The organism is Nereida sp. MMG025 (assembly GCF_021654165.1).
Lineage (GTDB): Bacteria > Pseudomonadota > Alphaproteobacteria > Rhodobacterales > Rhodobacteraceae > Nereida.
This window is the reverse complement of record NZ_JAKFZN010000003.1, coordinates 167,988-193,609: the sequence shown is the minus strand read 5'-3', so window position 1 is coordinate 193,609 and position 25,622 is coordinate 167,988. Positions and strand designations below refer to the sequence as shown.

General features: G+C 59.2%; 25 protein-coding genes, 1 tRNA gene and 1 pseudogene. 12 read left to right on the top strand and 15 right to left on the bottom strand.

The features are described from left to right. Positions 1–4 precede the first annotated feature (4 nt). From L1065_RS10185 to L1065_RS10170, 4 genes are all read right to left on the bottom strand, one after another. The gene (locus L1065_RS10185; protein ID WP_237095368.1) at positions 5–490 is read right to left on the bottom strand and encodes a periplasmic heavy metal sensor; all 486 of its coding nucleotides are present in this window, start codon (positions 488–490) and stop codon (positions 5–7) included. Between the two features lies 1 nt (position 491). Beyond that, positions 492–866, bottom strand: coding sequence for a hypothetical protein (locus tag L1065_RS10180; protein WP_237095367.1), 375 nt, complete (start codon positions 864–866; stop codon positions 492–494). Continuing rightward, on the bottom strand, positions 859–1,449 hold the full coding sequence (locus L1065_RS10175) for an RNA polymerase sigma factor (RefSeq protein ID WP_370641171.1): 591 nt from the start codon (positions 1,447–1,449) through the stop codon (positions 859–861). The genes L1065_RS10180 and L1065_RS10175 overlap by 8 nt, the downstream gene beginning before the upstream one ends. A gap of 63 nt (positions 1,450–1,512) precedes the next feature. After that, the gene (locus L1065_RS10170) at positions 1,513–1,971 is read right to left on the bottom strand and encodes an EF-hand domain-containing protein (RefSeq protein ID WP_237095365.1); all 459 of its coding nucleotides are present in this window, start codon (positions 1,969–1,971) and stop codon (positions 1,513–1,515) included. A gap of 236 nt (positions 1,972–2,207) precedes the next feature. Here L1065_RS10170 and L1065_RS10165 point away from each other — a divergent pair, with 236 nt between their 5' ends. Both L1065_RS10165 and L1065_RS10160 read left to right on the top strand, forming a co-directional pair. Further along, positions 2,208–2,594: a DUF983 domain-containing protein gene (locus tag L1065_RS10165; RefSeq protein WP_237095364.1), complete on the top strand. Its 387-nt coding sequence runs from the start codon at positions 2,208–2,210 to the stop codon at positions 2,592–2,594. 9 nt (positions 2,595–2,603) lie between these two features. After that, positions 2,604–3,290: an NUDIX hydrolase gene (locus L1065_RS10160; RefSeq protein WP_237095363.1), complete on the top strand. Its 687-nt coding sequence runs from the start codon at positions 2,604–2,606 to the stop codon at positions 3,288–3,290. A 167-nt stretch (positions 3,291–3,457) separates the two neighbouring features. On the opposite strand, the pseudogene L1065_RS10155 reads toward L1065_RS10160, so the two are convergent. Further along, positions 3,458–4,054: pseudogene (locus L1065_RS10155) on the bottom strand (fatty acid desaturase); the annotation flags it as partial. A gap of 236 nt (positions 4,055–4,290) precedes the next feature. Between L1065_RS10155 and L1065_RS10150 the strand changes: the two are divergent. Continuing rightward, entirely contained in the window at positions 4,291–5,148 is an 858-nt protein-coding gene (locus L1065_RS10150) for a helix-turn-helix domain-containing protein (RefSeq protein WP_237095362.1), read from the top strand. Here the strand turns inward: L1065_RS10150 and L1065_RS10145 are convergent. The 4 genes from L1065_RS10145 to L1065_RS10130 form a co-directional block, all read right to left on the bottom strand. Further along, positions 5,145–6,608, bottom strand: a complete 1,464-nt coding sequence (locus L1065_RS10145; RefSeq protein WP_237095361.1) for a carnitine 3-dehydrogenase — start codon at positions 6,606–6,608, stop codon at positions 5,145–5,147. The two genes, L1065_RS10150 and L1065_RS10145, sit on opposite strands and share 4 nt — an antisense overlap. Continuing rightward, positions 6,608–7,099, bottom strand: a complete 492-nt coding sequence (locus tag L1065_RS10140; protein ID WP_237095360.1) for a lipocalin family protein — start codon at positions 7,097–7,099, stop codon at positions 6,608–6,610. Before L1065_RS10140 ends, L1065_RS10145 begins: the two co-directional genes overlap by 1 nt. 4 nt (positions 7,100–7,103) lie before the next feature. Then, positions 7,104–8,006: a 3-keto-5-aminohexanoate cleavage protein gene (locus L1065_RS10135; protein ID WP_237095359.1), complete on the bottom strand. Its 903-nt coding sequence runs from the start codon at positions 8,004–8,006 to the stop codon at positions 7,104–7,106. Between the two features lie 62 nt (positions 8,007–8,068). Continuing rightward, entirely contained in the window at positions 8,069–9,112 is a 1,044-nt protein-coding gene (locus L1065_RS10130; RefSeq protein ID WP_237095358.1) for an aldo/keto reductase, read from the bottom strand. A 94-nt stretch (positions 9,113–9,206) separates the two neighbouring features. Here L1065_RS10130 and L1065_RS10125 point away from each other — a divergent pair, with 94 nt between their 5' ends. The 4 genes from L1065_RS10125 to L1065_RS10110 all read left to right on the top strand — a co-directional run bounded on the left by L1065_RS10125 (position 9,207) and on the right by L1065_RS10110 (position 14,315). After that, the gene (locus L1065_RS10125) at positions 9,207–10,439 is read left to right on the top strand and encodes an MFS transporter (RefSeq protein WP_237095357.1); all 1,233 of its coding nucleotides are present in this window, start codon (positions 9,207–9,209) and stop codon (positions 10,437–10,439) included. A 35-nt stretch (positions 10,440–10,474) separates the two neighbouring features. Further along, positions 10,475–11,482 (top strand): serine hydrolase, encoded by a 1,008-nt coding sequence (locus L1065_RS10120; RefSeq protein ID WP_237095356.1) that lies wholly within the window; start codon positions 10,475–10,477, stop codon positions 11,480–11,482. A gap of 72 nt (positions 11,483–11,554) precedes the next feature. Further along, on the top strand, positions 11,555–13,267 hold the full coding sequence (gene metG, locus L1065_RS10115; RefSeq protein WP_237095355.1) for a methionine--tRNA ligase: 1,713 nt from the start codon (positions 11,555–11,557) through the stop codon (positions 13,265–13,267). A 229-nt stretch (positions 13,268–13,496) separates the two neighbouring features. After that, entirely contained in the window at positions 13,497–14,315 is an 819-nt protein-coding gene (locus tag L1065_RS10110) for a LysR family transcriptional regulator (protein WP_237095354.1), read from the top strand. A 10-nt stretch (positions 14,316–14,325) separates the two neighbouring features. On the opposite strand, the gene L1065_RS10105 is transcribed toward L1065_RS10110, so the two are convergent. From L1065_RS10105 to L1065_RS10090, 4 genes are all read right to left on the bottom strand, one after another. Next, entirely contained in the window at positions 14,326–15,552 is a 1,227-nt protein-coding gene (locus L1065_RS10105) for a DUF2235 domain-containing protein (RefSeq protein ID WP_237095353.1), read from the bottom strand. 117 nt (positions 15,553–15,669) lie between these two features. Further along, positions 15,670–15,756 (bottom strand) — tRNA-Leu (locus L1065_RS10100). 55 nt (positions 15,757–15,811) lie between these two features. Next, positions 15,812–16,354, bottom strand: coding sequence for a hypothetical protein (locus tag L1065_RS10095; RefSeq protein ID WP_237095352.1), 543 nt, complete (start codon positions 16,352–16,354; stop codon positions 15,812–15,814). Positions 16,355–16,400: 46 nt separating this feature from the next. Further along, entirely contained in the window at positions 16,401–16,871 is a 471-nt protein-coding gene (locus L1065_RS10090; protein WP_237095351.1) for an Lrp/AsnC family transcriptional regulator, read from the bottom strand. 108 nt (positions 16,872–16,979) lie between these two features. Here L1065_RS10090 and L1065_RS10085 point away from each other — a divergent pair, with 108 nt between their 5' ends. The 3 genes from L1065_RS10085 to L1065_RS10075 are packed head-to-tail and all read left to right on the top strand — an operon-like array spanning position 16,980 to position 21,499. Continuing rightward, positions 16,980–20,330 (top strand): L-glutamate gamma-semialdehyde dehydrogenase, encoded by a 3,351-nt coding sequence (locus L1065_RS10085; RefSeq protein WP_370641170.1) that lies wholly within the window; start codon positions 16,980–16,982, stop codon positions 20,328–20,330. Between the two features lie 42 nt (positions 20,331–20,372). Beyond that, on the top strand, positions 20,373–21,116 hold the full coding sequence (locus L1065_RS10080) for a rhomboid family intramembrane serine protease (RefSeq protein ID WP_237095350.1): 744 nt from the start codon (positions 20,373–20,375) through the stop codon (positions 21,114–21,116). After that, complete coding sequence (locus L1065_RS10075; RefSeq protein WP_237095349.1) at positions 21,113–21,499, top strand: GFA family protein; 387 nt, start codon at positions 21,113–21,115, stop codon at positions 21,497–21,499. The genes L1065_RS10080 and L1065_RS10075 overlap by 4 nt, the downstream gene beginning before the upstream one ends. 18 nt (positions 21,500–21,517) lie before the next feature. Here the strand turns inward: L1065_RS10075 and L1065_RS10070 are convergent, their stop codons facing one another. Next, entirely contained in the window at positions 21,518–22,303 is a 786-nt protein-coding gene (locus L1065_RS10070; RefSeq protein ID WP_237095348.1) for an inositol monophosphatase family protein, read from the bottom strand. 72 nt (positions 22,304–22,375) lie between these two features. Between L1065_RS10070 and L1065_RS10065 the strand changes: the two genes are divergently transcribed. Beyond that, positions 22,376–23,776 carry a pyridoxal-dependent decarboxylase gene (locus L1065_RS10065; RefSeq protein ID WP_237095347.1) on the top strand — a complete coding sequence of 467 codons (1,401 nt, stop codon included), beginning with the start codon at positions 22,376–22,378 and terminating at the stop codon, positions 23,774–23,776. On the opposite strand, the gene L1065_RS10060 is transcribed toward L1065_RS10065, so the two are convergent. Further along, positions 23,757–24,662, bottom strand: coding sequence for a LysR family transcriptional regulator (locus L1065_RS10060; protein WP_237095346.1), 906 nt, complete (start codon positions 24,660–24,662; stop codon positions 23,757–23,759). The two genes, L1065_RS10065 and L1065_RS10060, sit on opposite strands and share 20 nt — an antisense overlap. 89 nt (positions 24,663–24,751) lie before the next feature. Between L1065_RS10060 and metF the strand changes: the two genes are divergently transcribed. Continuing rightward, positions 24,752–25,618: a methylenetetrahydrofolate reductase [NAD(P)H] gene (gene metF, locus L1065_RS10055; protein WP_237095345.1), complete on the top strand. Its 867-nt coding sequence runs from the start codon at positions 24,752–24,754 to the stop codon at positions 25,616–25,618. Positions 25,619–25,622: the final 4 nt, after the last annotated feature.

The window sequence follows — 25,622 nt, the reverse complement described above, 5'->3', positions numbered from 1 at the left end:
GCCATTAGCGGCTCCGGTCTTTCAACCGATCTGCCACAGCCTGACGCGCCTCTGGCGGCATTTGGGCGATGTAGTCCAGCGCCACATCTTGTGCGCGCGCGCGACGGGTTTGTGCCGCGGCCACCTGATCAGAGGCAAGACCACGCGCCGTTTCCAGATCAAAGACATCGGCCTCTAACAGGCCAACCCATGCTGCAATCTGCGCGTCGCGTCTGGCGCGGGTCTGCGGGTCGCGGGTGTCTTGCTGGCGCAAGCTTCGCAGCTGTTGACCGATGGCACGGCGGTCTTGTTTGGGCAAAGCGCGGGTGATCGCCATGAACCCGCTTGGCGCCTCTGTGCGGCGATCGGCACGCGGGTCATCGCCTTTGCGGCCTGCGATGGCCCCACCGGCGATCACGCCGACAACCAACAGGTTCAACGCCAAAGAGACGACCAGCACCACCTTGAGCCAGCTTTTGCCGCGTGCGTCGGGAATGGGATCAAGCGCCATATCAGTTCTCCTCAAACAAGGCGGTCAGCCCCATTTCATATTCTAAATCAATGGTTTGCGCATCGAAGGCCATCAAATCCGAAGCCGACAGACCTGCCGCCAAATCGGGGCTGGTGATCCCGATCATCACGCCCGTGACAGCGGCGGCTGCAAGACCCGACAGCGCACCCAAGCCCCCCATCGGGGCGGCCAAACGCTGCCACCACTTTGGCGGCGCGACATCCGCGGCACCCAATGTGGGCTGCATCGCTTGGGCCTGCGCCAGCACGTTTTGCAAAAAGGCGGCTTCATCGGCCAGATCAATCTGCGGGCTGCGCTTGGCGGCGTCGAAGAACGGATCAAGCGGATCGTGTTGTGATGTTTCTGGCTTAGTCATTTTCAAATCCTAACGCATCTTTGCGGTCCAATAACCGACTTGCAAGCGCACGTTTTCCCCGTGCCACAAGGCTTTCTACGGCTTCCACGCCGACCTGCATGATATCCGCGATCTGCGGATTGCTCAGCCCTTCCAGATGGCGCAGGCTGACGGCAAGGCGTTGGCGTTCAGGCAATTCTGCCAAGGCCGCACGCAGCGCGGCGGCGCGGGCGCTGGCCTGCATCTGGTCTGGCACACTTGCCGATGGATCAAGCGGTTCGGCGATCTCGTCCAATGCCACGCCGCCCCCGCGCTTGCGCAAACGGTCGGTGCACAGATTGGCCACCACGCGGTAAAGCCATGTGCCCACCTTTGCCTCGCCCCTCCGCCAATCGGGGGCCTGACGAAACAACCGCATCATCGCGTCCTGGGCCACATCCTGGGCCTCGGATGCATCGCCCAACAGCCGGGTTGCTTGGCCCAAGGCTTTGGGTGCAAAGCGCATCGTCAACACCTGTGCCGCACGCGCATCCCCCGCGCTGTAAAGCGCCAGCACATCGTCGTCGGTCATATCTGACAAAGCATCAAGGGGCATGTGGGTCATCTTAGGCCAAAGGGCTAGAGTGCGGTGGAGACAGACGCAAGCCCGCCCCCACCCCGTGGTGCTTTATTGTGCGTCGCGGTTTTTGCCGCGCTTGCCCATTTTGCCCTTGGCATCCTCAAACTCGGCCTTCGAGATTTGCCCGTCGTCATTTGCGTCCAAGCGCATCATTCCGCCGCGGCGCGGTTCGAATGCGGCCATTTCTTCGGCACTCACGGCGCCGTCATCATTGCTGTCCAGACGGTCGATCATCCGTTCGGCGCGTTTGGCCTGACGATCATCGGCGGCTTTCACGATCTCTTCGACCGTCAGTTGCCCGTCGCCGTTTGTATCACGTTCGGCGAAGGCCGCTGCGCGGTGGGCTGTCAGTTCAGCTTGGGTAATCTGGCCGTTGCCATCGGCATCCAGTGTTTCAAAACTGGCGCGCGGTCCGCGGTCGGGGCCGCCCTTTGCGTCTGCTACAGTTACCGAGAAACCAACAGCAATCACGCCTGCGGTCAGGATCATCATAGGGGTCTTTATCATTTTCATTCTCCAACTTTCTTTGGTGACGGGCGGCGTTTGCTCTCGTGCCTCTGCGGCCCGTTCATATCTTCAAACGCGAGGCGCTGCGGTTTCCGTCGCGATTGGGGCAAAAAAGGTTGAATTCCCTTTTTTGTATGTGTTTTCACGCCGCGACATCGCGCCGCGTGACCCGATGGGCAATGGGATATCAAGCGTTTTCCCCCTAGGGTGGACGCAGGGAAGCGAAGGACAAAACCATGAAAGATACGCTCGACGTTGTCGAAGAGCGCGCGATGAAACCTGCGTTAAAGCGAGGATGGCGCTGCCGCTGTCCACGCTGTGGCACAGGGCGTTTGTTTGCGAGTTTTTTGAAAGTGGAACCCAACTGCATGAATTGCGGTCAGGATCTGTCGGGGCATCGTGCCGATGACGGGCCGGCCTATCTGACCATTTTGATCGTGGGGCACCTGATGGCACCGCTGCTGCATGTGGCCTTTGTCCATTGGCGGCCTGATCCGCTGGTTCTGGCAACCACGTTTTCGATAGGATGCGTGGCCCTGTCGCTCTATCTTTTGCCGCGCTTGAAAGGCGTTGTCATCGCGGTACAATGGGCCAAATACATGCATGGTTTCAAACAGGCCTGATCAACGCATATGTCCCAAGACGTTCCCATCCGCGATGCGGCAACTGTGATCCTTGTGCGCGATGTGGACACCACACCGCGTATCTTGATGGGGCAAAGGGGCGCGAAAGCAGCCTTTATGCCTTCGAAATTTGTGTTTCCCGGCGGCGCGGTCGATGCAGAGGATGCACGTATTCCGCTGGCCCGCCCGATTGATACGCTCACGCACAACCGTTTGATGGATCAAAGTGCGCTTGACCCAAACGCGCTTGCGGCCGCCGCGATCCGTGAGCTTTGGGAAGAAACCGGCCTGATCTTGGGCCAGCGCGGTCATTGGGCCGATGCGCCAAAGGATTGGGCGGGCTTTGCCGAACGCGGCTGCGTTCCCGACGCCAGCCCCCTAAGTTATGTGTTTCGGGCCATCACGCCGCCCGGTCGTCCGCGGCGGTTTGATGCGCGGTTCTTTTTGGTAAACGCGCAGGCTGTGGTCGGTGATCTTGATGATTTCTCGGCCGCCTGCGATGAGCTTTCGCACCTTCACTGGGTTGCCCTGCCCGAGGCCCGTGCGTTGGATTTGCCCTTTATCACCGAAGTCGTGCTGGCCGAAGTTGCGGCCAATATCGGATCCTTTGCGCCGCCCGCCTCCGTGCCGTTTTTCAAAAACAACGACGAAGAAAGCCTGTTTCTACGGTTGGGCGGCACCGCGCCATCGGCGTAGTGGCGCCGCCACAGCGGATGCGCCACAGGGTCTTTGATGCGCCAGAAAAATGATTTGAAAACGCAAACGTAGCTGGCAAACCAATAGCCTTCATTGCAGGCAAGGTAGTGATCTTTTCTGGCGCGAAAGACCGCTGGCAGATGATACCACGGCACATTGGGGTGCATGTGGTGAACAACATGGTAATTGTTGTTGAGAAACAAAAGCGCCAAGGGGCCGCGATCTTCGATGATGACGGTGCGGGCGCGTGATTTTTCATGCGCTTGATGTTCCAAAAAGGTGCGAATACGTAAAATCGCCATGGCGGTGTAAATGGCACAAAAATAGGCCCAAAGCGGCATTGGTGACAGCATCACGGCCCCAAGCACAAGCGACGCGGAGACCAGATGTATCCGCCACGCACGTTGCACAGGCCGGGCGCTGCGCAGCCCCCAGTCTGCCCTCAGAAATGCGGCCGTTCCAAGGATTGGCCCAAGCACCATGCGCCCTGCAAGCGTGTTGTTCAGCCGCAAGATCATCTGATGCAGAGGGCCAAGACGCGCCCAATCGCCGGGGTCCAGATAGTTGCTTTCGGGGTCGTCAAAGGGGTCTGTCAGATTTGCGTCAAGGTGGTGCGCCAGATGCGTGTCACGAAAACGCCCATATGGCACCAAGAGAATAAGGGACGGCAAAACAAGAGCTTCGTTCAGGGTTTGGCAGGAAGTTGGATGGCCGTGAATAACCTCATGCTGCAAGGACGCGTGTTGAACAATCGCCAAGGCCACAAGCGCGACTGCAAGCCAAAGGCTGCTGGAGGCAAGAGACAGGCCAGTAAGCCAAACTGCGTAAGTGGCACAGAGCAAAAGGGCGGTGGGCCATTCGACGGTGATTTTGGTGAAGTGTCTGGTTTGCACGGGTGCTGCCTGCCTGAGAGGGTCAGCGCGATTATCGAATAAAGACGGCCTGTTGAGAATTTTGGAAATAGTTCACAAATTTCTACAGGCGTGATATTTGTCACTATATGCAGGATATTTACGACAAGCGGGATCGTGCGCAGCTGCTTCGGGATCGTCTGGCCGCGGCAATGCAGCTGGCAGGCGCCACACAAAGCGGATTGGCCCGCACCATTGGGGTGGATCGTTCGACCATTTCGCAGCTGCTGCGCGATGACGGTCCACGCATGCCGAACGCCCATGTGGTGGCCGAATGTGCCAATGCGCTTGGCGTGTCTGCCGATTGGTTGCTTGGGTTGTCGGACCGCCCCGAACGGGCTGCGGATTTGCTATCAGCCGCCACGCAGATAACGGCAGCACCACGCACTTTGGTCGATGAACAGATATTCGCATGGCATCAGGAAGCCGCGGGCTACAAAATCCGCCATGTGCCTGCGGGCCTGCCCGATATGTTAAAGACCGAGGCGCTTTTGGAATGGGAATACAAAGCATCGCTTGGCCGCTCGCCCAAACAGGCCATCGGTGCGTCCAAGGATAGGTTGAACTGGATGCGCAGCGCGAAATCCGACTACGAAATAGCTTTGCCCATCCATGATATAAGGGCGTTCGCGCAGGCCGAGGGCTATTACCGTGATGTGCCCGTTGCGTTGCGCCGTGCGCAGTTGGAGCACCTGCTTGCGCTGCATGACCAGCTTTATCCTGCGCTGCGGGTTTATCTGTTTGATGCGCGAAAACTCTATTCAGCGCCGATCACGATCTTCGGCCCGCTGTTGGCGGTGATCTATCTGGGGTCCAACTATCTGGCGTTTCGGGACACCGACCGCGTGAGTGCGATTACCACGCATTTTGACGGGTTGATCCGCAGGGCTGAATTTTCAAGCCACGACTTTCCCGCGCTGATCACCCAGTTACGATCGCCGCTTTAACGCAGGCCGATGGCAGCGCCTGCCCCTTCGGGGCGCGGCAGCGGCCCATGCGCATGCACAAGGCGGGCCAAGGCATCGGCAATCTGCGGTGCGGGATCACTGGCGCGGCGTGTTTCAAGACTGACGTGGATCAACATATGCTCTGCGGTGGCCAGCACGCGGGTGCCGTCAAACATGCGGTGAAACAGGTGCATCTTTTTGCCCGCACCTGCCAGAACCTGCGTTTCGATATGGATTTGCGTGCCGGCGTGCACCTCGTTGAGATGACGGATGTGGGTCTCGGCGGTGAAGTAGCTGCCGCCTGCGCGGATATAGTCGGGCGTACAGCCGATGATCAGCATCAGACGGTCCGTCGCATCGCCAAAAGCCTGCAAATACCGCGCTTCGTTCATATGGCCGTTGTAATCGGTCCAATCCAGCGGGACCGCGCGGCGCAGCGTTTTCACAGGGCGCGCAAGATCGGCTATCCCCTTCATATCGCTTGGGATTTCGCCTTCGTCCAAGTGGTTATCATGCCTGTTCAAGACCGCACCAGCGCCCCAATCATTGGCTTTGAGGACACGTAGGATGCCCACAAGATTGTCGTCACGGATGCGTTCCAATGCGCGAATGGAATGGGTGCCCGATTGCGCATCTGACTGGCTGGCGATGCGCGCAACAAGCGCATCTGTCAGCTCTGGCACATCCATCAATTTGGTCCAGGGCCATTCCAAAGCGGGGCCGAATTGCGCCAGAAAATGCACCATCCCCGCTTCACCCCCTGCGATGCGGTAGGTTTCAAACAGGCCCATTTGCGCCCAACGCAGACCAAAGCCAAGGCGGATCGCCTCGTCTATATCTTGTGTTGTGGCGATGCCGTCATTGACCAGCCAAAGCGCCTCGCGCCAGACCGCTTCCAGCAAGCGATCGGCGATATGGGCGTCAATCTCGCGGCGGATAAAGAGCGGGCGCATCCCCAACTGGCGCAGGATGGCGTCAATACGCGGCTCTAGCGCATCTGCCTGCCCCATCACCACCTCGACCAAGGGCAAAAGATAGACGGGATTGAAGGGATGACAGACCACAATCTGTTCGGGGCGCGTGGCGCAGCCTTGTAAATCGCTTGGTTTGAACCCGCTGGTCGAGGAACCGATGATTGCATCTGCCGCGCAATGGTGTTGCAGCGTTTGATAGACCTTGCGTTTGAGATCCAACCGTTCGGGGACGCTTTCCTGAATCCAGATCGCGCCGTCAACCGCATCAGACATGGTGCTATGAAAGCTCAACCGCCCTTCGGCTGGCAGCGCCGTATCGGACAGCCCCGGCAAGCTGCGGCGGGCGTTTTCAAGCACCTCGCCAATCTTGCGTTGGGCGTCCGGATCGGGATCGAACACACGAACATGCCAGCCCGCCAGTAAGAACCGCGCAGCCCATCCGCCACCGATCACACCGCCCCCGATAATCGCCGCTGTTTGTTGCATTATACACCTTTCAAGCGGCTGGTATCATACCCATACCATTGCAGGATCTCGCGCGCCGCCCTAGTGCGGTCGGCAGAGGCTGCACCGCGTTCCATGATCCAGCCGAAATCGCCATCGGGCGATCCGATTACGGCCGTGCGGCTGTCGATGTCCATCCAGTGGACCCACAGGCTGAATGCTTCGCCCTCGAACCGCCCTTCGCCCAGATAGCGCAGCGGAATGCGCGTGCCATCCACTGCGATGCCGTTCGCGTCAAAAATCACGGTTTGCAAGCCTTGCGATAGCCCACCGTCAAAGCGTTGAGTGACGCGCCATGTCCCCGTCAGACGGTCCAGCGTCACATCGGACTGACTGGCGATCTGGGCGGTTGGGTTGCGAAATGGCACATCCACTGGGTCAAAGGGGCGTTGTGGCGGCGGTGTGCAGGCCTGCGCAAACATCCCCACGGCCAGCGCGAGGGTCCATCCTTTGAAGCTTGTCAATGCCGCCACCTGCTCACCCCTGCTTTGTCAGTCGCAATTTGCGTCGCACCTCGTCGGGGCCAATGACGCGAGCGCCCATATTCTCGATAATACCCACCGCACGTTCCACGAGCTGCGCGTTGGTCGCAAGTTCCCCTTTGCCAAGCCAAAGATTGTCTTCCAACCCGACGCGCACATTGCCGCCTGCCAGCACGGCAGCGGCCACATAGGCCATCTGATTGCGTCCCAGACTGAACGCCGAAAACGTCCATTCGGACGGCACATTGTTGACCATCGCCATAAACGTATTGAGATCGTCAGGCGCGCCCCACGGCACCCCCATGCACAGCTGAACAAGCGCGTCAGCTTCCAAAATACCATCCGACACCAGTTGTTTGGCATACCAAAGATGGCCTGTGTCAAAGGCCTCGATCTCGGGCTTCACCCCAAGTTCGGTGATGCGCTTGCCCATGGCTTGCAGCATGCCGGGGGTGTTGGTCATGACGTAGTCGGCTTCGGCAAAATTCATCGTGCCGCAATCCAGCGTGCAAATCTCGGGCAGGCAAGCGGCGATATGTTCGACCCGTTCTGCCGCCCCGATCATATCGGTGCCACCGACCATCGGTAGCGGTTGGTCAGGCCCGCCAAAGACAATATCGCCGCCCATGCCTGCGGTCAGGTTCAAGACCACATCGACATCGGCGGCACGGATCAGATCTGTGACCTGTTTGTAATACTCCAGCTTACGGCTTGGCGCGCCTGTTTCGGGATCACGCACATGGCAATGCACCACCGCCGCACCTGCCTTTGCGGCGGCAATGGCGCTATCGGCAATCTGGCGAGGAGAGCGCGGCACATGGGGGCTGCGGTCTTGGGTGGCGCCCGAGCCGGTGACGGCGCAGGTGATAAACACCTCGCGGTTCATCTGCAGTGGCATCGCGGTCCTCCCAAATCACAACGATTGAAGGGGAACGCGATTTTGCTCAGTGGTGCAAGCGTTTAGTATGGCATCGGATGCGCATGGTGGGCGGCATCGATCGCGTCCAGCACCTCTTGGTCCAGCACCAGATCAGCGCATTTGAGCAGATGCGCAAGCTGTTCGACCGTGGTGGCCCCGAAGATCGAAGAGGCGACAAACGGGCGCTGCACCGACCATGCCAATGCCATATGGGCCAGATCCAGCCCGTGGTCCTGTGCGACCTTTTGATAGGCCGCGACGGCTTGGAAGGCGCGGTCGGTCTTGCGTCCGCCCAAGGTGCCATTGATGTCCATGCGGCTGCCCTTGGGGATTGCCCCGTTTTGGTATTTGCCCGTCAAAAGCCCCGCCGCCAGCGGTGAAAACGGAATAAGTGCGACGACTTCATTCACCGAAACCTCTGCCAGATCGGTATCATAGAGACGACAGAGCAAGGAGTATTCGTTCTGGATTGACACAACGCGCGGCCCGCCGACGCCCGTGGCCACATCGCACCATTTGGTGGTGCCCCACGCGCTTTCATTGGACAGGCCAAAGTGGCGGATCGTACCGCGATCAACCTCGGCCTGAAGCGCGCCAAGGGTGTCGGCCATATGCTGCAAGGTGGCCTGCTTGTCTTGGTGTGACGGGTCATAGGTCCAGTTTTGGCGGAACATATAGCTTCCGCGATTGGGCCAATGCAGCTGGTAAAGATCAATATAGTCCGTGCCCAACCGTTTGAGTGATCCTTCGACGGCAGACCGCACGCTGGCGCTGGAAATATCGGCCCCGTCACGGACATGGGACACGCCGTTGCCCGAGTGTTTGGTGGCCAAGATCACATCGCGGCGCTTGCCCGAACGTTTGAACCACGCACCTACGATGCGTTCGCTGTCTCCTTGGGTTTCCGGCGTGATCGGATTGACGGGATACATCTCGGCGGTGTCAAAAAAGTTGATACCCGCGGCAACGGCCATGTCCATTTGCGCAAAGGCATCGTCTTGCGGTGTCTGCACCCCATATGTCATTGTTCCCAAACATAAAGTGCTGACGGAAAGCCCCGAGGAGCCGAGCGTTTTGAATTGCATGATCGTCTGTCCTGTTGTGTCTTTTGCCCCTTTTACGACAGGCTTTGTCGGAAAACCACAAGCGGTCGTGTCATTGGGCCAACATGGCTGAGCTATGCGGATGATGATCTCCTTTGCGGCGCTTTTTCTGTCAGTTGTCCTGTTGCAGCTGTCATCGGGCGGGGTTGGCCCGCTGGATGCCTTGGTGGGGTTGGAAAGCGGCTTTACCCGCGGCCAGGTGGGCCTGCTTGGATCGGCCCATTTCATCGGGTTTTTCATCGGCTGCTGGTGGGCGCCACGCCTGATGGGCAATGTGGGACACAGCCGTGCGTTTGCCTGTTTTACGGCACTGGGGGCGATTGGGCTGATCGGGCATACGTTGATCCAGACGCCTTACGCTTGGGCGATGTTGCGGGTTGGGTCGGGCATTTGCGTGGCCGGATGCTACACGGTGATCGAGGCATGGCTACAAGCAAAAGTCAGCAATGAAACACGGGGCCGTGCGATGGGAACCTACCGCATGGCCGACATCAGCGCCTCGCTTGCCGCGCAATTTATGATCGGGGCGCTGGCCAGCGTCGAGGTTTACGTCGCCTACAATATCCTGACGCTGCTGTGTTGCGCATCCTTGCTTCCGTTAACACTGACCAAATCAAGCCCGCCGAAAACGCCATCTGCCCCGCGCCTGCGCCCAATTTTGGCGGCGCGGAAATCCCCTTTGGCCGCCGCAGGGGTGATTGTGGCGGCCCTGTCTGCCGCGTCGTTTCGGATGGTGGGCCCGATCTACGGGATCGAGGTTGGACTATCGGCCGCGCAAATCGGAACCTTTCTGGCCGCTTTCGTTTTGGGGGGCGCCATTTCGCAGCTGCCCGCAGGCTGGCTGGCCGATAAATTTGACCGCCGTTGGGTGTTGATCTGGTTTTCACTGGCGGCCATGGCCAGTTGCGGGGTGACCGTTTTGATCGCAGGGGGCGGCACGCAGGCTGTGATGGCCAGCGCGGTTTTATTCGGGTTTACCAGCTTTCCGATCTATTCGATTTCAGCCGCCCACGCCCATGACTTTGCAACCTCTGACGAACGCGTGGAACTGTCTGCTGCGCTGATGTTCTTTTACGCCTGCGGGGCAATTGCCGCACCACTTCTTACGGCCAATCTGATCGAAATCTTTGGCCCGCCTGCCATGTTTGCGTTTATCGCGGGCGGGCATCTTTTGCTGATTATCTACGGGCTGAGCCGCATGCGCGCGCGCCCCACGATGGAGGACCGCACACCTTATGTTTATGCGCCGCGCACATCCTTCATCATCGGTCGTTTGCTTCGCAAAGACCGCGACAGACGCCAGAAATGACTTGGCCCGACCGCCCAATAAGGTCACAGTCAGGCATGATATTAAAATTCCGCTTCCCCCGTCGTGCCTTTGCAGCCGTTGCGCTTTTTGCCCTTCTGTCGGCCTGCGCGCCGCAACCGCAATCTGTGCCGACCCAGTCGCTTGAGGCTGATCTGACCGCCTGGATGGCGCGGTCGGGCATCAAACAAGCCACGCTTGGCATGGTGAAAGACGGCCGCACCCTGCGCCAAATCGACAAGGGACGATCCGCCACGCGGGCCTACCCCACCGCCAGTCTGTCCAAGGCCGTTACAGCCATGTGCCTGAACAGCACCTTGGCCAATAGCCCCTTTAGCTGGAACAGCACGCTTGGGTCGATGTCGGCCCCGTTGGCGCGGCGAAACCTGTCGCCGACGCCGAACACAAAAGCCCTGACCCTTGCGGATTTCGCAACGCATCAAACGGGCCTCAAAACCAAGATGGATCAGGGCAACGGAAGCGTGGTATCGCTGGACCAATTCACCCAGAAACGGCTTGCAAAGGCCGCGCTTGAGCGTGCGGACAACCAAACCAAGCGCCGCGGGTTTGTGTACTCCAACGCCAATTACGCCGTTTTGGGCGAGGTGATTGAAGGCATCGCCAACAAGCCCTATGCCAATCACTGCGGCGCAACCATTTTGCGGCCAGCCGGTGTGACAGGCGCATCTGTGTCGGGCACTTTCGCCGCCACCCAAAGCTTTGGCGGATGGTCGATGTCGGTGATTGACTATGCCAAATTCGCCTCTCATTGGTTCGGGCCCAACCGCCCATGGGTCAAAAACCCAAACGCCTACCCGTTTGAGAAGCGCACAGGCTACGGCTTGGGCGTCTTTAGTGGTGTTGGCCCTCAGGCTGGCTGGATTTCGCATGGCGGTGAATGGAACCATCCAGATCCCGCTTTGCGCCATGGATCGGTCTTTGTGGTTGCGCCGTCAGGGGCCGCCGTGGCCGTGACGTGGCAGGGCAATGTGCCCGTGCGCACCGTTCTTGATTTGATACAAGTGTTGCAGGCCCATTTGCGCTGATTGAACAAACGCCAGACTGGCGTTAAACGGGGCCAAACTGCCTATTGCATTGCTTTCCAAGGAACCCTTCCCATGGCGCGTCACCTTATCACTTCGGCCATCCCTTATATCAACGGGATCAAACACTTGGGCAACCTTGTGGGCAGTCAGCTTCCCGCCGATCTGTTTGCGCGGTTCCAGCGTGCGCGCGGCCACGAGGTGCTGTTTTTATGTGCCACGGACGAACATGGCACCCCGGCCGAGTTGGCCGCGGCCAAAGCGGGCAAGCCCGTCGACGAATATTGCGCCGAGATGTGGGCCATCCAGAACGAAATCGCCAAAGGATTTGGCCTGTCATTTGATCATTTCGGGCGGTCCTCCTCCGAGCAAAACCGAAAACTGACACAGCATTTTGCGGGGCGTTTGGCCGATGAAGGGCTGATTGACGAGGTGGTGACCGAACAGATCTATTCGCAAGCGGACGGGCGGTTTTTGCCTGATCGCTATGTTGAGGGCACCTGCCCCAACTGCGGCTACGAAGATGCCCGCGGTGATCAATGTGACAACTGCACGATCCAGCTGGACCCCACAGAACTGATCAACCCACGGTCTACGATTTCCGGCAGCACCGATCTGGAAGTACGCGAAACACGGCATCTTTTTCTTAAACAAAGCCAGATGCGCGACCGTTTGGACGACTGGATTCAATCGAAATCCGACTGGCCGATCCTGACCACCTCGATCGCCAAGAAGTGGCTGCATGATGGCGACGGGCTGCAAGACCGTGGCATCACACGTGATCTGGATTGGGGCGTGCCCGTCAAACGCGGCGATGCGGACTGGCCCGGATTTGAGGGCAAGGTTTTCTATGTCTGGTTCGATGCACCCATCGAATATATCGCTTGTGCGGGCGAATGGGTTGACGCGGGCAAAGGCGACGATTGGGAACGCTGGTGGCGCATGGACAAAGGCGCAGATGATGTGCGCTACACCCAGTTCATGGGCAAAGACAACGTGCCCTTCCACACCCTGTCTTTCCCTGCGACAATCATGGGATCAAACGAGCCGTGGAAGCTGGTCGATTACATCAAATCCTTCAACTACCTCAATTATGACGGCGGCCAGTTCAGCACCTCGCGCGGGCGCGGTGTGTTCATGGACCAGGCCCTTGAAATCCTGCCGGCCGATTATTGGCGCTGGTGGCTTTTGTCCAACTGCCCCGAAAGCAGTGACGCCGAATTCACGTGGGACGGATTTCAGGCAGGCGTGAACAAAGACCTTGCCGATGTGCTTGGCAATTTCATCAGCCGTGTGACGAAATTCTGTAACTCCAAGTTCAGCCCCGACATCCCCAAGGGCGGCACATGGGGCGCGTCTGAGGACGCGTTGATCGCCGAATTGCAAACGCGTCTTGAGGCCTATAACGCCCATATGGAGGCGATGGAGGTGCGCAAATCCGCCGCCGAGCTGCGCGCGATCTGGGCGGCGGGCAACGAGTATTTGCAGACAGTCGCACCTTGGTCGACCTTCAAGACCGACCCCGATCAGGCGGCTGCCCAAATCCGTTTGGCCCTGAACCTGATCCGCATTTACGCGGTCTTGTCTGCCCCGTTCATCCCCACGGCCTCTGCGCGGATCTTGTCGGATATGAACACGCTGGACACACAATGGCCCACCGACATCCGCACAGCCCTTACGGCCCTGCCCGAAGGTCACGGCTTTAACGTGCCAGAGGTGCTGTTTGCCAAGATCACAGATGACCAAGTTGCCGAATGGTCCGAACGGTTCGCAGGAACACGCGACTGACGCCCCAACACTTTGGCCCGAAATCGCAGCCAAGCGCGGCGACGCGCCCATTTTTGATGGCTGCGCACAAGCCGCTCAAAGTGGTCCGCCTCGGTTTGGGGTAGCTGTTTGGTGCGGGGAAGTGCCATGGGTGTAATGTGATACATGTTTTCAATCCTGAAAGCTGTTTGCGGAACACCCCATGAAATAAAGGATTGATTTCGCGGCCATCAGCCATGATCCTTGCAACATGACTTTCAAAAATGAAATCAGCCTTGATGATCTGTCACTTTTTCTGGCCGTTGCAGAAACGGGCAGCCTGACACGCGGGGCAACGCGGGCCGGCAGCCCTGTGCCGACGGTGTCACGCCGCATGCGACAGTTGGAAAGCCGGTTGCAACGCGCATTATTCGTCAGGGGTGCCCAAGGCATGACCCTGACCGAAGAGGGCCGCGCCCTTGAACACGAATTGCGCGGCCTGCAGGATATCCGCCACCGCGTTTTACAGTGGTGCGCCAACACGCAACGCACGCCCGTCGTGCGTATAACGGCAGGCGATTGGACCGCAGCACATCTGGCACGATCTCTGCCACCCTCGGACGCGTGGCACCCCGCGTTCGTGCCAACCACGGCATCGCTTGATCTGGCGCGACGCGAAGCGGACATCGGCATTCGCGCAGCCTCGCCAGAACACCCGTGGCTGGCGCGTCAAAAAATGGGGACGGTGCGCTATGCAATCTATGGACGCGATGCCCAGGTGGCAGGGTTTATCGGCCCATCTGATCCCGACACCGCGGGTCCGTCACAACGTTGGCTTCACAAAACACATGGTGCGGAGATAACCTGCACCACAAGCGATGCGCGTCTTTGTGTTGATCTGGCCCAGGCTGGCAAAGGGCGGGTGGTCTTGCCTATGTTTATCGGCGACGCCACCGCCGGCCTTCTGCGGCTATCGGATCCCATTCAGGCGCTGACCCATGTGCAATGGCTGGTCAGCCACCGCGACACACGCCACGACCCGCCCATTCGCGCCGCACTCACGCAAATTGCAGATGTGCTGCGCGCATAAACGAGTGTTGCTAGGTCAACCCGTCCAGATCTGCCTGAAGCGGCGACAGGGTTTGGGGCGCATAAGCAGGGCCCGCAAGGCGCGTGGCCACCCACCTTGCGCGGGCCGCCTCTGACACATCCTTAAGGGCGGGTGGTAAGGTGACACGCAGCTCATTGCCCTCATCGTCGCGGCGGTTGGCGATGATTTCCATTTCGCGGTCTTTCGAAGATCGGCGCATCAGACGCGTCAAAAACCCCACTTTTGCGTTATCCAACGGCGCCATCGGGTCTTGGTGTGCCACCAGATCGGCCAGCACGCCTTCCATAAACGCAAGGCCTTGGGCAATCGCGCCATCGGCCACCCATTCCAAAGTGATGTTGGACAGTCGCTTTTCCGGCCCGCCGCCACCAACCGCACCATGCACGCCCGGAAACCAGATTTGCTGGTAGGGGCGGTTGTCAGCCGCCCCCTCGAACGAGACCTCGTCGTTCATCAGATCAAGGTTGTCCCAAAGGCTTGGCGGATAGGCTTTTCGCCGCTCGTCAATCGCCACCGCATGACGGGCCGACGCGATCATCGACGACAACTCCATATCGTGGAAACCGTATTTATTGTTAAACAGGTTCGAGATTGCGCCATAATGCGATGGCAGGCCAAGCGCCCCGACCGTATCCCAAACCCCCAGATAGTCGATCTTGAGCAAATGGCCTTCGGCAAATCCGTTTTTGCGACGCCATTCGTTTTCTTCCCGCCCCGTCACAACGTGTTCGGAAAAATCAGCGCGAAAGGCGCGGCTGGCGTCGGATTTGGGATGCCCGCGTCCCGTGCGATCACGGTAAAACGCCATCGCCTTGTCGATGTCGCGCAATTTTGCCCCCGACGGTATGCCGACAGAACGGATCAGACCGGCAAGGGAGCGGGCGGTATAGGCCCCGCGTGAAAAGCCGAAAATGTAAATCTGATCACCGGGTTCATAAATCAGGGCCAGCTGCGAAAAAGCCGATTTCAGGTTGTTTTCCAGCCCCCAACCAAATGCCCCGCCCCCCAGTTTATCCAGCGCCTGCGCAAATCCAGTTGAGCCGCGGCCCGTCCCGACGCCTTCAACATAAAGCGGTATCTGCTTGATCCCATCGGGCGCTGTGCGCGCGACCGATTGGCTGAGAAGCACAACATTCGTGACCTCGTCGCGGCTGGTTGAATTCCATGTGCCATCGCAAAAAATAGCGATGCGTTTATGTGATGTCTGTTTGGTCATAAAAATTCCTGAAATACAAAAAACGGTCTCTGGCCGAAATATGCCAGTGACCCACAGTAAACGCGGTGTTTGATGGATTCGCCAAGTCTTTTGGCGTCTATAAGGGGGATTGTTTGATGGTACCTGCGGCCGGACTCGAACCGGCACGGCCTATTAAGCCTAGGGATTTTAAGTCCCCTGTGTCTACCATTCCACCACGCAGGCTCGCGCACAATTCGTGCGGTGCGCGCACCATAGCCAGCGCGGCGGCGAGGTAAAGCTAAAGTTCGGTGCCCAGTGGTTCGGTCAAAAGGGCGCGTTCAGACAGCCACGGATTAAGCCGAAGGGCCTGTCGCAAAACGACCTGTGCTTCGTCGTTACGCCCCAGATGGATCAGCGCCAGCACTTTGCCCGTCATCGCGCCCAAATGTTCGGGCGTGATGGCCAAAGCGCGGTCAATATCTGCGACGCTGCCATCGAAGTTTTGCCGCAAGAACCGCACAAAAGCGCGTTGGTTCCACCCTTCGGAGTAGGCGGGGCAATAGGCCACCAGATCATCCAGAACATCTTCGGCCTGGGCGTAGTCGAAACTTTCGCGGCGGGCCATCGCACGGTCCAACAGGCTTTGGGCCTTGGCATCTGGCGCTTTGAGCCATTGTTCCCACAACTGATTGCTCAACGCGCGGGCGCGGCCTTCATCAGGGGCCAGACGCAACTGCGCCATAAGCGACGCCCGCACATCGGATGTGTCAGGTGCAGGTGGACAGGTTTCGGCAATTACGGGTGTCGCCAACAGGCAAAGCGATAGGGCAAGATGTTTCATGCCCTTTGAAGGTGTTTGCGATCCCCCAAAGGTCAAGCGTTACGACCTATAAAACCGTGTTCACGCCATCATCCTTGATCGACTGCATCGCCACATAGGTTGAGGTATGGGCCACATTCGGCAAGGGCGAAATCTGTTCGGCCAGCACGCGGCGGTAGGCATTCATATCTCCTGTGCGCACCTTAAGAAGATAGTCGAACGACCCCGCAATCAGGTGACATTCCTCAATCTCGGGCACGTCACGAACCGCTGCGTTAAACGCCTCCAGCGCCCCCTCTCGGGTGTCGGATAATTTGACCTCGACGAAGGCCACATGATCAAGGCCCAACCTGATGGGATCAATCAAAGCGCGGTAGCCTGTGATGTAGCCCTGCTCTTCCAGTCGCTTCAAACGGGTCTGGGTGGGCGATTTGGACAGGCCAATCCGGTCCGCCAGATCCGTGACCGAGATTCGCCCCATCATGCTGACCGTTTTTAGAATTTTCTGATCAAAACCATCCAAATCATCATAACGCATTTTAGCCTCCGACACGCCGCATTACGCGACATTTGACTGCTATATCAATAATTGCAAGACGTTTTCCCTGCATGCGCGATCTATACTGGGCAAAGAGGAGACCGCGCCATGACCCAACATCTGCCCCCGATCCCATCTGCAAGCGAGATGCCCCAAGAGGCACATATGGTTGAAACCCTGCGCCATGCAGCACAGCTGACCCAAGACGACAGACGCATTATTGCGGCTAAGGGTGCCGCCTTGGTGCAAAGCATCCGCGACGGGGACGAGCCGGGATTGATGGAGGTTTTTCTGGCCGAATACGGCCTTTCAACCGACGAAGGCGTGGCCCTGATGTGCCTGGCAGAAGCCCTGCTGCGGGTGCCTGACGATGCCACGATTGATGCGTTGATCGCTGACAAGATTGCCCCGTCCGATTGGGGGGCGCATTTGGGGCAATCGGCCTCGTCTTTGGTGAATGCGTCGACGTGGGGGCTTATGCTGACGGGCCGTGTGCTGGATGATCGCGGCGGCGTTGCGATCACCCTGCGTCGTATGGTCAAACGCTTGGGCGAACCTGTCATTCGCACCGCTGTGGCCCGCGCAATGCGCGAGATGGGCCAGCAGTTTGTCTTGGGCCAAGACATCAAAGCGGCCATGAAACGCGCCCAAAAGCGCGAGGCCCAAGGATATACCTGTTCCTATGATATGCTTGGCGAAGCGGCGATGACGCAGGCGGATGCGGATACGTATTTCCGCGCCTACCGCGATGCCATTCAGGCGATTGCAGCCGCCGCCAAACATGGTGACATGCGCGACAACCCTGGCATTTCGATCAAACTCAGCGCGCTGCACCCACGCTATGAAGAAACCCAACGCACCCGCGTTCTGGCAGAACTGCCAGCGCGCGTGTTGGAGCTGGCGCAAGCCGCCAAAGCCGCAGGGATCGGGCTGAATATCGATGCCGAAGAGCAAGACCGCCTTGCCTTGTCATTGGATGTGATTGCAGCCGTTCTGCCCGATCAAAGCCTTGCGGGATGGGATGGCTTTGGCGTGGTTGTGCAGGCCTATGGCCCACGTGCTGGCCATGTGATCGACTGGCTTTATGCACTGGCCGAGGCGCAGGATCGCCGCATTATGGTGCGGCTGGTCAAAGGCGCCTATTGGGACACCGAAGTGAAGCTGGCCCAAGCCGAAGGGCTTGATCACTTCCCTGTCTTTACAGCCAAAACAGCGACCGACATCAGCTATATCGCCAACGCCCGCAAACTTCTGGCGATGACCGATCGCATCTATCCGCAGTTTGCCACCCATAACGCCCATACGGTCGCGGCGATTTTGCATCTGGCGGCTGATCCCGCGCTTTACGAATTTCAAAGGCTTCATGGCATGGGCGAGGCGCTGCATGACCGCGTGCTTCAGGCCAACGGGACGCGCTGCCGCATCTACGCCCCTGTCGGCACCCACCGCGATTTGCTGGCATATCTGGTGCGACGTTTGCTGGAAAACGGCGCAAATTCCAGCTTTGTAAACCAGATCGTTGATGAGGATGTGCCCGCAGACGTGGTGGCCGCCGACCCGTTTGAGGCGCACGCACCGCTGGATCTGACCAAAGGGCCTGATCTGTTCCAGCCTGAACGCGTGAACTCCAAAGGGTTTTCGCTGATGGACCGCGCGATGTTCAAAACGCTTGATGCAGCACGCACCGCGCATCGCACAACGCCCCTGCCGCCCGTGTCCGACGCGGATGAACAACAGCTCAATGCCGCCGTCTCGCGCGCCGCGCCATGGCACGCGACAAACCGTGCGCAGGTGTTGAACAAGGCGGCTGATCTTTACGAAGATCACTACGGCGAGATTTTTGCCCTTTTGACCAAAGAGGCCAAAAAGACACCACTCGACGCGATTGCAGAATTACGTGAAGCCGTTGATTTCTTGCGGTATTACGCTGCAAATATCCCCCAAGAGGCCCCCCTTGGCACGTTTGCCTGTATCTCGCCGTGGAACTTTCCGCTGGCTATTTTTTCGGGCCAGATCGCGGCGGCCTTGGCCTGTGGTAACGCCGTCATCGCCAAACCCGCCCCCCAGACGCCGCGTATTGCGCAGCTTGCCGTCAGCTTGATGCACCGCGCAGGCGTGCCCGACGATGCGTTGCAACTGGTCATCGGTGGTGGCACGGTCGGGGCTGCGTTGACACGCCATGCAGGTATCGACGGGGTGTGTTTTACAGGCTCCACCGCCACAGCCCAAAGTATCAACCGCGCGATGGCCAATCATATGACGCCCGGCGCGCCGTTGATTGCAGAAACAGGCGGGCTGAACGCGATGATCGTGGACAGCACCGCCCTGCCCGAACAAGCCATCCGCGATATTGTGCAATCTGCTTTCCAATCCGCAGGCCAGCGATGTTCGGCCCTTAGGTGCCTTTATGTGCAAGAAGACGTCTATGACCGGTTCCTGACGATGCTGAAAGGCGCGATGGATGCACTGGTTGTGGGCGATCCATGGGATGCGGCCACAGATGTGGGCCCCGTGATTGATCGCGACGCCCAAAGCAGCATTCAGGCCTATATCAACGCCGCTGGCAATGATGGCAAAATCCTGCACCAGACACCTGCACCGCTGGAGGATACCTTCGTCGCCCCTACCCTGATCGAGGTGGCAGGCATTGCCGAGATGACACGCGAAATCTTTGGCCCTGTTTTGCATATCGCCAAATTCAAATCCCGCGAGCTCAACAGGGTGGTCGATGCCATCAATGCGACAGGCTACGGGCTGACGTTCGGGTTGCACACCCGCATCGACACCCGCGTGCAAGAGGTGTCGGACCGCATCAAGGCTGGCAATATCTACGTGAACCGCAATCAGATCGGCGCGATTGTCGGCAGCCAGCCGTTTGGCGGTCACGGGCTGTCTGGCACGGGCCCCAAAGCAGGCGGGCCGCATTACCTGAGCCGTTTTCATTACCGCGCGCCTGTGCGGTTTGACGCGCAATGGGACAGCCCGATGCACGCTGACGAACTTGCCGCGGCCATCACCAGTGCCGCCGCCAAACCCGCGCACCCGATGTCGCGCAGCTTTGGCTTGCCCGGCCCCACAGGTGAAAGCAATCAGATCAGCCTTGCACCCAAAGCGCCCCTTTTGTGCCTTGGCCCATCCGCCGAAGTGACCACGCGGCAGGTCAACGCGGTTGCGGCCCTTGGCGGCACAGCCGTGGCCGCAACGGGCACAATCGCCCCGGCAACCCTCAGTGCACTGACAGGCATTTCCGGTGTGATCTTTTGGGGCGATGCGGCGCAGGCCCGCAGCTATGCCAAGGCACTGGCCGCGCGTGACGGTGCGATCATTCCGCTCATCACCACCGCCCCCGACCTGATGCGCGTGATGTGGGAAACCCATATCTGTGTGGACACAACCGCATCAGGCGGCAATGCGGCCTTGCTTGCCGAAGTGGGCCAAGCAGCAATCGCCGCCGAATAACGCCGCTTGACGGCACCGCATGGGGGCGCAACAGTCGCCCCCATGTTTCCTATTCGTGACCATAACCCCTCGGGGCGCATTCCTTATGTGACCTATACGCTGATCGCCCTGAACATCGGGGTGTTCATCATGTACTGGCCGTTGCTGTCGGATGCGCGCGCGATCTCGTCCTTTTTTGGCGACTGGGCGATGATCCCGGGTCGTGTCAGCGCAGGCGAGCAAAGCTATACCCTTGTCACCTCGATGTTTCTGCACGGCGGGATCATGCATCTGGCAGGCAACATGCTGTTTTTATGGATATTTGGCGACAATATGGAAGACGAATTCGGCCATCTGGGATTTACCATCTTCTATCTGGCCAGCGGGTTGGCTGCGGGGGCGGCCCATCTGATCTCAGACCCAAGCAGCGGGGTGCCCACCGTGGGGGCTTCGGGCGCGATTGCGGGTGTCATGGGCGGATATCTTTTGCTGTTTCCCAAGGCGCGCGTGGACATTCTGCTGATCCTTGTCGTGATTTTCAAAATTTTCCCGATCCCCGCCTGGATCATGTTGGGTCTTTGGTTTGGCATGCAGCTTTTGGGCGGGTTTTCCACGCCCACCACAGGAGGCGGCGTGGCCTATTGGGCCCACGCGGGCGGCTTTGTGATCGGGCTGATCTTCACCATCCCCCACTTCTTGCGCCGTGGCGGCATCGCTTTTTGGCAGCGGACCGATATGCACCCCCCCCACCCCGAAGCAACATACCGCTTTGCCCGCACCAATGTGCCAACGGTGCGCCGTAAATGAGTATCACATCCCAAGTTCTGAAAGATCATACGCTGACCTGCCATTGCGGCGCTGTCGCCTTGCGTGTCACCCTGACAACACCACTCAGCGATGCACGCCGCTGCGATTGTTCTTTTTGCAGGCGGCGCGGGGCGATGGTGGCATCGGTCCTTTTGGCAGATCTTGAGGTCGTAAAAGGGCGCGACAACCTGAGCTGCTACAGCTTCAACACCCAGACCGCGAAACACTATTTTTGCAAGACTTGCGGAATTTACATGCACCACCAACGCCGCTCGAACCCCCACGAATACGGCGTCAACGTCGGCGCGCTTGAAGGGGTAAACCCGCGAGAGATTGACCCCGTGCCGTGGCACGATGGCGTCAATCACCCGTCAGATCGCTGACACCGTCAAAGGTCTGCGCTAGCCGCGCACAACCTTGGCGAATTGATCAAAGATGTCAGAGTTTGCAGCAATCACTTCGCCGTCGGTCAGCACATCACCATCTTTGACAATCGGTTCGATCATGCCACCTGCTTCGCGCACGATGATCAGGCCCGCAGCCATATCCCACGCATTCAAACGGCGTTCCCAGAACCCGTCATAACGGCCCGCCGCCACATAAGCCAAATCCAACGCAGCAGCCCCGAAGCGACGCACACCCGCACATGCAGGCAGCAGACGCGCAAGGTCTTGAAGTGTTTCAGGCAGATCAGAGCGGCCCGCAAATGGCAGCCCCGTCGCAAAGATGCTTTCGATCATCCGGTTGCGCCCCGACACGCGCAAACGGCTTTCATTGACCCATGCCCCTTGGCCTTTCTCGGCAAAGAAACATTCGTCCTTGGACGGGTCATAGACCACACCCGCAACAATCTCGCCCTTGTGTTCCAGCGCAATCGACACCGCCCAATGGGGCAAGCCGTGCAGAAAATTGGTGGTGCCATCCAGCGGATCAACAATCCAGCGGCGCGTCGGGTCTTTGCCTTCGATCTCCTGACCCTCTTCGCCAAGAAACCCATAGGTGGGACGCGCGTCCAGCAATTCTTCGCGGATCACCTCTTCGGCCCGCAGATCCGCGCGGCTGACAAAATCGCCCGCACCTTTGGTGGACACCTGCAGGTTTTCGACCTCTCCAAAGTCCTTGAGCAGACCACGTCCCGCTTTGCGGGCGGTTTTGATCATGACGTTCAGATTTGCACTGCCCTGCATGGCGCGACTCCTATAGGATGTTCAAGGCGCGGCTATAGAACGCCGCGCGCCATCACGCAAGGAGGCAGACAGGTGAGCAGCGAAGGTCATCGTATGGACCCCGAAGATTGGGATGCATTTCGCGCATCCCTGCACGCAACGTTGGACCGCTGCATTGATCATGTGCAAGACGCGCGCAGCCGCCCCTGGCAGCCTGTGCCAGATGATTTCGACCGTGCAATCGCGATCACCGATAGCCCGCGCGACGTGCTAACGGATTTGACCGATACGATCCTGCCAACCTCCACAGGCAACACGCACCCTGCGTTTTTTGGATGGGTGCACGGCACAGGACAGGCCACGGGGCTGGCCGCTGAACTGGTCGCCGCCGCGATGAACAGCAATTGCGGCGGGCGCGATCACGGCGCCATCCGCATCGAACAAGAGGTCATCCGCTGGCTTTGCGCCACCGCAGGTCTGCCACAGGACGCAAGCGGCGTTCTGACCACAGGCACATCGCAGGCCACCATCTATGCGCTGAGTGCTGCGCGCGTTGCGGCCTTTGGGGCGGGCATCCGTGAAACGGGCATCGCAGGGCTGCCCCCCTTGCGCGTATACGTGGCCCAAGGCGCCCATAGCTGCATGCGCCAAGCCATGCAGGTACTGGGCCACGGCAGCGATAGCGTGCAAACCGTCGCCCTGACAAACGGGGCGATGGACACCCAAGCCCTCGCCGCCCAAATAGACCGCGACATCGCAGCCGGCATCCACCCACTGGCCATTGTCGGCACCGCCGGCAGCGTCAACACAGGCACCTATGACGACTTCCGCGCCCTTGCGGATCTGGCACAAACCCACGGCACATGGCTGCACATCGATGCCGCCTTCGGGTATTGGAGCCGCCTTGCCGAGGCCCCGTGGCGGCACCTGTCGGACGGGATGGAACTGGCCAATTCCATCGCCCTTGATGCGCATAAATGGCTTGGCGTGCAGTATGATTGCGGGGCCTGTCTGATGCGATCAAGCGCCGTGCACCGCGCAACATTTGCCGACCGCGCCGAATATCTGACCCAACAACGCGAAGGGCTCGCCGCAGGCACATGGTGGCCCACCGACTACGGCACAGAGCTCAGCCGCGGATTTCGTGCGCTCAAACTCTGGACCGCCTTGCAAACCCACGGCTCTGCCAAAATCGGTCAGGTCATCACCGACAACTGCAAGCAAGCGGCCCTTATGGGGGCGTTGGTCGACGCCTCGCCCCATCTGACATTGGCCGCCCCCGTGGTCTCAAACCTATGCGTGTTCACGCCCAAAAAAGGGGACGCCGCCCAGATCGCGGCCGCTTTGCAGATATCGGGCGAGGTGGTGTTTTCAACCACCACGCTGGACGGGCAAACCTGCCTGCGCGCGGCCATCGTCAATCACCGCACCACATCAGACACCATTCACGCGGCGATTGCGGCCGTTGAACGGCTTATTGACGCTGAAGTTTAACCGCTTCGATCCCCGCCAACTTCAGCAAATGCGCCATATATGGCTTGGTCGTCTCGTCACTGCGCGTGGCGGCATAAAGGCGGCGCGTGATCCCACCGGACGTCAGCGGACGTGTGATATAATCCGAGGAATATTTCACCTCGCGCACCACCCAGTCAGGCAACACCGCCACACCGCGGTTGGACGCGACCAGCAACAAGATCACCGCCGTCAATTCCACCTGCCTGATTTGGGCAGGCTCGACCTTGGCAGGGATCAAAAGCTGACTGAACACATCCAGCCGCGTGCGCTCTACGGGATAGGTAATCAGGGTCTCACCCCGAAAATCAGCCGCCTCGATATAGGGGTTTTGCGCCAAGGGGTGCTGGCTGGACGCCACAAACACCGCGTCATAATCAAACAGCGGCGTGAAATCGACGCCCGCCATCTCTTCGGGATCACTTGAGACGACCAGATCCACCTTCTCCTTTTGCAAGGCGGGCATGGCATCAAAGGCAAGCCCCGGCAAAATATCAACGTCCACATCAGGCCAGGCCTTGCGAAACTGCTCTAGGACGGGAAACAACCACTCGAAACAGGCGTGGCATTCGATCGCGATGTGAAGCCGCCCCGCGCGGCCCTGTTCGATCCCTGTAAACTCGGCCTCCAAAGCCGCCACTTGCGGCAAAACCTGTTCGGCCAGCGCCAACAGTTTCATCCCCGCCGCAGACAGTTTCAACGGTTTGGACCGGCGCACAAACAATTCGACCTGCGCCTGATCCTCCAGCCCTTTGATCTGATGGGACAGCGCGGATTGGGTGATGTTCAGCCGATCCGCAGCCGCCGATAGCCCCCCTGCCTCGTGGATGGCTTTGATGGTGCGCAGGTGGCGAAACTCAATATGCATGCAATCCTCATAATGAAGGTGAGATTTATGAATTTGCCTCACACACCTGCAGATGCCACATCTAACGTTGAAAAATCAAGGACCAGATCATGACCAGCCCGACCGTAAGTTTTGAATTCTTTCCGCCAAAGACCGTGAACGCGTCCTTTCGGCTCTGGGACTGCGTCACAACCCTTGCCCCGCTTGAGCCGCGGTTTGTCTCTGTCACCTATGGTGCGGGCGGTACAACCCGCACCCTGACCCACGAGGCGGTAACGGCCATCGGCGATCAAACAGGGCTGCGCGTGGCCGCGCATCTGACCTGCGTGGAACAAAGCCGCGCCGAAACACTCGATATTGCCGCCCGTTACAAAGACGCCGGTGTGCGCGATATCGTGGCGCTGCGCGGCGACGCGCCAAAAGGGGCGGACGGCTTTGTCCCCCACCCTGATGGGTTTCAAAACAGTTGCGAGCTGATCACCGCCCTTAAATCCGCAGGCGGTTTCACCATCCGCGTGGGCGCCTACCCCGATACCCACCCCGAAGCCCGGAGTGCGCAAGCGGATATGGATTGGCTCAAGGCCAAGATCGATGCAGGCGCGGACGAGGCGATCACCCAGTTTTTCTTTGAAGCCGACACCTTCTTGCGCTTCCGTGACCGCGCCGCAGCCGCTGGCATCACTGCGAAAATCATTCCGGGCATCCTGCCGATTGAAAACTGGACAGGTGTGACGAAATTTGCCCAAAGCTGCGGCACCCCCATTCCTGCTTGGATGAACGATGCCTTTGGCACGGCCGCGCGGGACGGCCGCGAGGATTTGCTGGCCACGGCACTGTGCGCCGAAATGTGCGATACGCTGACCAGCGAAGGTGTTGAAGATTTGCACTTCTACACGCTCAACAAACCCGAGCTGACACGCGATGTCTGCCGCGCCCTGGGCCTCAGCCAGAAATCCGCACTTGAGAAGGTCGCCTGAGCCG